Here is a 6,918-nt window from a genome sequence, read left to right as displayed (position 1 = left end):
TTGTCGCCGGTCCGCTCGTACTTCGTCGCCAGCTTCTTGATGATTTTCCCGTCCGCGTTGCGCGAGAGCAGGCCCTCGTAGGCCTGTAGGACGACGTTATCCGTGGTCGTCTCCCGGTGGTTCTGCGGGTCGAGCGTGGACGGCATCTGTCCTTGCGTGATGGTCGCGGGGAAGTCTCCCGTCGTGTTTCCGCCGCCATCACCTCCGCTGTCGGTACTGGACGTTTGACCGTCGGTCCCATCCTGATTTTGGTTGTTCCCACCGCCAGTACAGCCTGCCAAGGCCGCTGACGCTGCTGCGCCTCCTGCAAACTTCAAATACGTCCGCCGATTTAGTCGCTCATCGGGCATACCCTGACATGGCGGGTAATTGCATATATATCTGTGGTATGGGACGACATCGCCCGTGACTCATTATCTCATGACACTTTATAACGAACCTAACCGCAGATTTATGTGACCTGATACCGAACCGGGAAATATGGCCGTTCACGGCCGTCATCCCTCATTACGTGATCTGTTCGATGAGTCGCCCACCCCACACATCGCCCACCCACCTCACACCCATCACCGTGATTTCTACGTCACGAGTGACGGGTCGTTCGACCGGGAGTCCGGTGCCGGTGGACTCGGCGTAATCATCGAAACGCGCGACGGCAGGCGCGTCGCCCGTCTCTCCGTCCCCGATAGTGACGTGCCCGACAACAACGTCGCCGAGTACCGGGCGCTCCACCTCGGCCTCGACGTGTTGGCCGTCCGCGCGCCCAGAAACGCACGCGTCGGCGTGCTGGTGGACCACGACCAACTGGCCGCCAACGTCAACAACGCCGTCCTCGCCCACAATCGGACGGATTGCCGACCGCCGAAACCGTTCTCCGTCCCGCTCGCGGGCAAACACCACTGGCGGGGAATCCGGGCCAGAATCGCCGGATTCGGCGAACTCCGTGCCGCACGGATTCGAAGCGAGCAGAACCCCGCCCATCCGCTGGCGAACGCACCCGAGCAGTACGCGCACGTCAACCGCGAACCCGAGCGATGTCTCCTTCCCGACGCGCCGGAGTCGAGCGAACCGCAGATTCCGCCGCCGTCCCGCGCCGACAGACACGCGAGCGGGTGAGACAGCGACGAGATTCGCGTTTCCGCGTCGATTTCCGGCAGACGAACGCGGTCGAGTAGCCTGCTGATCCGATTTCCGGTTGGCTCGGTTTCCGTTGACTCGGTTTCCGCCGATCCGATTTCCACTGGCTCGGTTTGAGTCACCGAAACCGGTAGCTAATTCAAATAAGGCGAACTATTTCAGCCAGAGACGCATGCCGTCGAATCGAACCGGAGAGTCCTCGCTTTCGTGCTCGCGCTCGCACTGATCGGCTATGGTGGCTATTCGCTGTACAGCCAGCACCGAACGACGAAAAACGGACCTTTCGACCCGCGAGTTCCTTCCGACTCGTTGATATAGACGGTTTCGTCATTCGGCGTCGTCGCTGTGGTCATTATCCACCCTTGTCGGCCCATCGATTTAGGGATGTTGAACGTATCGAAGGTATCTTGTCTCCTCCCTGAGACACGTCGGCAATGACCCTCCGGCTCCTCCACTATTCGGACATCGAGAACGTCTACGACGACCCGGACCGACTCGGCCGACTGGCGGGTTGTATCGACGCCAGACGCGACGACCGAACCGTCGTCGTCGGAACCGGGGACAACACCGCCCCCGGCGTCCTCTCGCTCGTCACCGAGGGGCGGCAAGCCCTCGATTTCTTCGACGCTATCTCGCCCGATTTCGGGACGTTCGGCAACCACGACTTCGATTACGGAATCGACCGGACCCGCGAACTCGTCCGGCGCTCCCCCCAGACGTGGCTCACCGTCAACGTCCGCGAAGGGGACGACCGGTTCGCGGCCGGTGCCGGAACCGCGCCGTACGCGACCCGAGATATCGGCGGGACGCGGGTCGGATTCTTCGGCGTCACCACGCCCGAAACGGCGTCGATAAATCCGAACGCGAGCGAACTGACGTTCACCGACCCGATAGCGGCGGCCGAACGAACCGTCTCCCGTCTCCGAGACGAGGGCGTCGATATCGTCGTCGCGCTCTCCCACCTCGGCCGCGGCGACGAAGCGCTCGCCGACGCGGTGGATATCGACGTCATCCTCGGCGGACACGTCCACTCCGAGCGGGTGGAACAGCTGAACGGGACGCTCGTTACCCGTCCGGGTGTCAACGGCCACGTCCTCCTCGAAGTGGCCTTCGACGGCGGGTCCGAACCGACCGTGACCCGACACCGCGTCGCGGACGCACCGCGGAACGAGGACGTGGCCGGTCGGCTGTACGAACGAAAGGAGTCGGCCGGACTCGGTTCGGTCGTTGCGAGCGTGGACGACCCCATCGAACGAACCAAAACCACGACCTTCCGCGGCGAGAGTCGAATCGGGAACTTCGTCGCTGACGCCTACCGCTGGGCGACCGACGCGGCCGTCGGCCTGCAAAACAGCGGCGGAATCCGCGAAGGCGACCCGCTTTCGGGCGAGGTGACCGTCGGTGACCTCGTGAGCGTCCTGCCGTTTCAGGAGCGCGTCGTCGTCGCGGAACTCTCGGGTGACGAACTCCTCGACGTGTTCCGGCAGGCTCACGACCCGACCATCGGGTTCGCCGAACACGACTGGTGGCACGGTCACCTGAGCGGGGTCGAACTCGTCTGGAACCGGGCGGAGGACGCGCTCGAATCCGCGACCATCGCCGGACGCGAGATTCGGGACGACGCGACCTACAGCCTCGCGACGACCGAGTACCTCCTGCACAGCGACCGGGAGTTCCCCGCGCTCGACATCGACCACCACGTCGAAACCGGAGACGTACAGTACGAGGTGCTGGCCGACTACGCCCGTCGGTTCGGCATCGACCCCGAGATAGAGGGTCGCATCGCGCAAAGATAGTAAGGTTCTCCCGGGTGCACCACCTCCGACTCGATATGACTCGCGTCCTCGTTCCGGTTCGCTATCCGCTTTCGGAACACTCGCGTCGGACGCTCTCCGAGGCTCTTCGCGTGGCCGAAGAGCGAGACGCCGACCTCACCGTATTGCACGTGAATCTGTATCACCGCGGAAGCGAGATACGACGCACCGACCTGAAACGAACCGTCGAGAAGGCCTTCGGTCGGATCAGGAACGCCAGATACGTCGTCCGCGACGGCTTTCTCGTGGAGGAGACGATTTTGGAGGAAATCGCCGCGACGAGCGCCGACGTGGTGGTCATCGGCCGTAAGCAGGTCGGTCGGTGGCGGCGTGCGATTCGCCGACTGGTGGACGACCCCGACATCGAGACCTTCCTCAGCGAGAAAGTGGATTGCGAACTTATCACGGTGGGATAGCGTCAGCGTTCGTCGAACTCAACCGGTCGGGAGGGGGGCGTTCGCTGCTGGGGTTCTCGTTCGACGGCGACCCGCGCGACGCCGCTCGTATCGTCGAAGACGAGGTGCGAGTGGGGGTATGCGATCTCCACGTCGGCATCCTGGATTTCCTCCCAGATTCGCTCCATGATGTGTGAGTGGACGCGGCGCATGTAGTACGGGTCTTTCACCCAGTAGCGGAGTTCGAGCAGAACGCCGTGGTCGGCGTAATCCCGTATCTGCGCCACGGGGTCGCTCGGATAGCGGGCGCTCCCGATACGGATGTCCGGCCCCGACGCGACGACCTCCGGCGTGTTGCGGGCCGCCCGCTCCATGATGGCTCGCGCCTCGTCGAGGTTGCCCTCGTAGGTGACTTGCATCTGGAGCGAAAGCCGCGAACGCGTGTCCTCGGCCGAATAATTCACCACGTCCCGCTCGCGCATCGTCGCGTTCGGGATGACGAGGAACGTGTTTTGCATCGTGAAAATTTTCGTGTACCGGAGCGTGATGTCCTCGACGTAGCCGCGGGTTCCACCTTCCGGGGTGCTGGTGTCCACCAACTCGATGAGGTCGCCGATTTCGTAGGGTTGGTCGGCCAGCAGGAACAGTCCGTTGATGACGCTCCCGATGATGGGTGCGAGGATGAGACCGACCGTGGCGGAGAACACCGTGACCGAGAGCAGGAGGTTGGACGCTCCTAAGCCGACCTGTGCGGCGGCGGTGGCGACCGCGATGAACAGGATGATGCCACGAACCCCGCGAAGAACGGTCTTCGTGATGCTCGGCCTTCGGAATCGGCGCGCGACCTGCCGACCGACGAGGCTGACGACCAACTGCGAGACGTACCAGCCGAGGAGGACGAACAAGGCCGCGAGGAGGACGTCCGTGACGGTAACGTTCGTGGCGACTTCGAACGCTCCGATGGTGCCGAACCAACGGAGAATACCATCAATCGCTGTACCGGTCGTCGGCATGAGTCTTCCGTCTCACCCGACCAAGTAAAACCCCCGCATTTCGACGCTTGACGTGTCGTTCCCGGGAAAAATAGTGGCGAAAACTAAGTCACGTCGCGACAATTCGAACGTATGACGTCCGAATCACATCGCCCCCGGGCCACGTTCGAAATCAGCCACCACGAGGAGCCGAGCGGCACCCTCCTCGCCGGGTTTTCCGAGTTCGGTCTCGCCGGACTGACCGCCGTGAATTACCTCGTCGAGCAACTCGACCTCGAAGAGATGGGCCACATCACGGCCGAGCAGTTGCCCGCGATTACGCCGTTCGAGAACGGGCGTCCGCGCCACCACACGCGACTGTTCTCCCGGTCGGACCTCGACCTGACCATCCTCGTCGGCGAACTGTTCGTTCCCGTCTGGGCCGCCGACCCCTTCGCCACCGCGATTCTCGACTGGACGGCGAAGCACGGGGTCGAGGAGATAGCCGTCCTCTCGGGGATTCCCGTCCCGCACGGTCCCGACGAACACCGCGTCTTCTCCATCGCCACCGATGATTTCCACGAGAAGCGACTCGACGGCACGGACATCCCCGGCATGGGTCGCGGATTCCTCGACGGCGTGAACGCGACCCTCATCGCTCGCGGACTCGACACGCCGCTTGCGACCGGCGTGTTCGTCACCCCCGTCCACGCACAGACGCCGGACGTCGAGGCCGCGCTCCGCCTCATCGATGCCGTCCGTGACGTGTACGGACTCACCATCGACACGGACCCGCTCGAAGCGTTCGCCGAGGAAGTCGGCGAGTACTACGCCGAACTCGCCCAGCGTGTGGAATCGGCCGGAGACAGAGAGAGACCGGACGACCGGATGTACATGTAGCAGAACGTTTTACGACGGTCGGTATCGGGCGGGCGTGGTGACTCACCACGCCCGCCCAACGCCTCCCTGTAAAACGTTCATCAAAAGCACTCCTTCCTCATTTCGACGAACGACTCGCGGCGCGAGTCGTTCGTCTCCATTCGGTCGTCGGCCCGGAAAATCAAAGATTTTCCGGAGAGCGTACTAGCGACTGGCGGCTGTGTTACCAGTGGAAGTTTGATGGTCGTCTCAATCGCCGATTTTCGATGGTTGGTCGGTTGCTGACATTCTGGCGGTTGTGTCATCGGCTGATTTTCGGCAGTTGTGTCGATTGCGGACTTCCGTCGGTTGTGTGACTGGCCTACCGCTCCCTTCGGTCGCTCGCCGAAATCTAGCGACCGGCGAAGCGATAGGCTACCTGTCCTTTCAGGGCGCTAACGACCTCTCCGCGAACGGCGAAGCCGTGAGCGGGCCGAGGAACCCCCGACGGAGCGACTGAAAGGAGCGACGGAAGTGGGGTGACGTGGTGCTTTTGGTCCAGCTTTTACAGGGAACCGACCAGAGCGATGGCGAGTGCCATCGCTCTGGCCTGTGACCGTCGTAAAAGCTGGAAGCGAAAGCTGGGGTTCTATAGTCCTCCGTGGATTCCCGTTTCATAATGAGCTCCGACGACCTCTATCTGACACTCGAACGAGTCGGAGAACGGTTCAGCTTAGGGGAGTACGAGATCGACGCCTATCTCACGGTACTCGAACACGGACGACTGACGGCGAGCGAAATCGCGGACCACACCGACATTCCGCAACCGCGGGTGTACGATACCGTTCGCAGTCTGAGCGACCGTGGACTGGTCGAACTCCGCGAATCTAGACCGATGAAGGTCATCGCCATCGACCCCGAAGAAGCCTTCTCCGACGTGCAATCGTCGCTCGGCGAGATGATAACCGAACTCGAAGAGCGCTACACCGCCCCGGCGCGGGATACGGAAGCCGTCTCGCTGGTCAAATCGCGCTCGACCATCCTCCGTTACCTCGAAGACGTCATTGAGGCGGCCGAGTACGAACTCGCGCTGTCGCTGACGCCCGACCTCCTCGAACGGTTCGCCGACGATCTCGCGGCGGCCATCAACTCGGGCGTGAGCACCGAACTGCTCGTCACGCCCGCCTCGGAAGCACCCGACCCGACGGAGTTCGACTACGAGTCCGTGGCGACCACCGCCCGCGCGCGCCGCGGAATCACGACACCCGTCATCGCGGTGGCGGACGGCGAATACTCGATGTACGCGACGCAGGACGCCCTCCGCGACGACCGCGACCGGTACGGCGTCATCTTCAACCGCTCCGCGCTGGGATTCCTCGTGTCCGGCTTCTTCGGCACGGTGCTCTGGACGACCGCCGAGCGAACCCTCTCGGAAGACGCCGAAAAGCGTTCGTTCCCGCGCCGATACGCCTCCATCCGTCGGTGTGTCAAGGAGATTCAGGGGATGGAAGGCGAGTTCTACGCGACCATCAAGGGCCGCGACATCGAATCCGGAAACGACCGTATCGTTCGCGGAAAGGTCGTCGGCTTCTCCTTCGAGGGCGGCGAGCGCGTCGCGGGAATGTCGGTCGAAACCGAGACGGGAACGGTCACCGTTGGCGGGCAGGTCGCCGCGCTCGAAGACATCGAAGCGCACGAAATCCGAATCGGGACGGACGAACCACCGGCCTACGAGCGGTGAGC

7 protein-coding genes and 1 pseudogene are annotated in these 6,918 nt (G+C 63.0%); 6 read left to right on the top strand and 2 right to left on the bottom strand.

The genetic code is table 11. The annotated features are described in order from the left end of the window. Positions 1 to 350: pseudogene (locus tag BG842_RS31620) on the bottom strand (twin-arginine translocation signal domain-containing protein); the annotation flags it as partial. A 130-nt stretch (positions 351 to 480) separates the two neighbouring features. Between BG842_RS31620 and BG842_RS12940 the strand changes: the two are divergent. From BG842_RS12940 to BG842_RS12925, 3 genes are all read left to right on the top strand, one after another. Then, positions 481 to 1,116 (top strand): reverse transcriptase-like protein, encoded by a 636-nt coding sequence (locus BG842_RS12940; protein WP_069449430.1) that lies wholly within the window; start codon positions 481 to 483, stop codon positions 1,114 to 1,116. A gap of 455 nt (positions 1,117 to 1,571) precedes the next feature. After that, complete coding sequence (locus BG842_RS12930; protein ID WP_069451050.1) at positions 1,572 to 2,933, top strand: bifunctional UDP-sugar hydrolase/5'-nucleotidase; 1,362 nt, start codon at positions 1,572 to 1,574, stop codon at positions 2,931 to 2,933. Between the two features lie 35 nt (positions 2,934 to 2,968). Further along, positions 2,969 to 3,367, top strand: coding sequence for a universal stress protein (locus tag BG842_RS12925; protein WP_007977607.1), 399 nt, complete (start codon positions 2,969 to 2,971; stop codon positions 3,365 to 3,367). Positions 3,368 to 3,369: 2 nt separating this feature from the next. Here BG842_RS12925 and BG842_RS12920 read toward each other — a convergent pair whose 3' ends face one another. After that, a complete protein-coding gene (locus BG842_RS12920) occupies positions 3,370 to 4,359 on the bottom strand; it encodes a mechanosensitive ion channel family protein (protein WP_069451049.1) in 990 nt (329 codons plus the stop codon). 111 nt (positions 4,360 to 4,470) lie between these two features. Between BG842_RS12920 and BG842_RS12915 the strand changes: the two genes are divergently transcribed. From BG842_RS12915 to trmB, 3 genes are all read left to right on the top strand, one after another. Next, positions 4,471 to 5,217, top strand: a complete 747-nt coding sequence (locus BG842_RS12915) for a proteasome assembly chaperone family protein (RefSeq protein ID WP_069451048.1) — start codon at positions 4,471 to 4,473, stop codon at positions 5,215 to 5,217. 331 nt (positions 5,218 to 5,548) lie between these two features. Continuing rightward, complete coding sequence (locus BG842_RS29880) at positions 5,549 to 5,695, top strand: hypothetical protein (RefSeq protein WP_175424147.1); 147 nt, start codon at positions 5,549 to 5,551, stop codon at positions 5,693 to 5,695. 159 nt (positions 5,696 to 5,854) lie between these two features. Further along, the gene (trmB, locus tag BG842_RS12910; RefSeq protein ID WP_069451047.1) at positions 5,855 to 6,916 is read left to right on the top strand and encodes an HTH-type sugar sensing transcriptional regulator TrmB; all 1,062 of its coding nucleotides are present in this window, start codon (positions 5,855 to 5,857) and stop codon (positions 6,914 to 6,916) included. The last annotated feature ends 2 nt before the right edge of the window (positions 6,917 to 6,918 follow it).

This window comes from Haladaptatus sp. W1, from assembly GCF_001723155.1.
In the GTDB taxonomy this organism is placed as follows: domain Archaea; phylum Halobacteriota; class Halobacteria; order Halobacteriales; family Haladaptataceae; genus Haladaptatus; species Haladaptatus paucihalophilus.
This window is presented reverse-complemented; position numbering and strand designations above follow the sequence as displayed.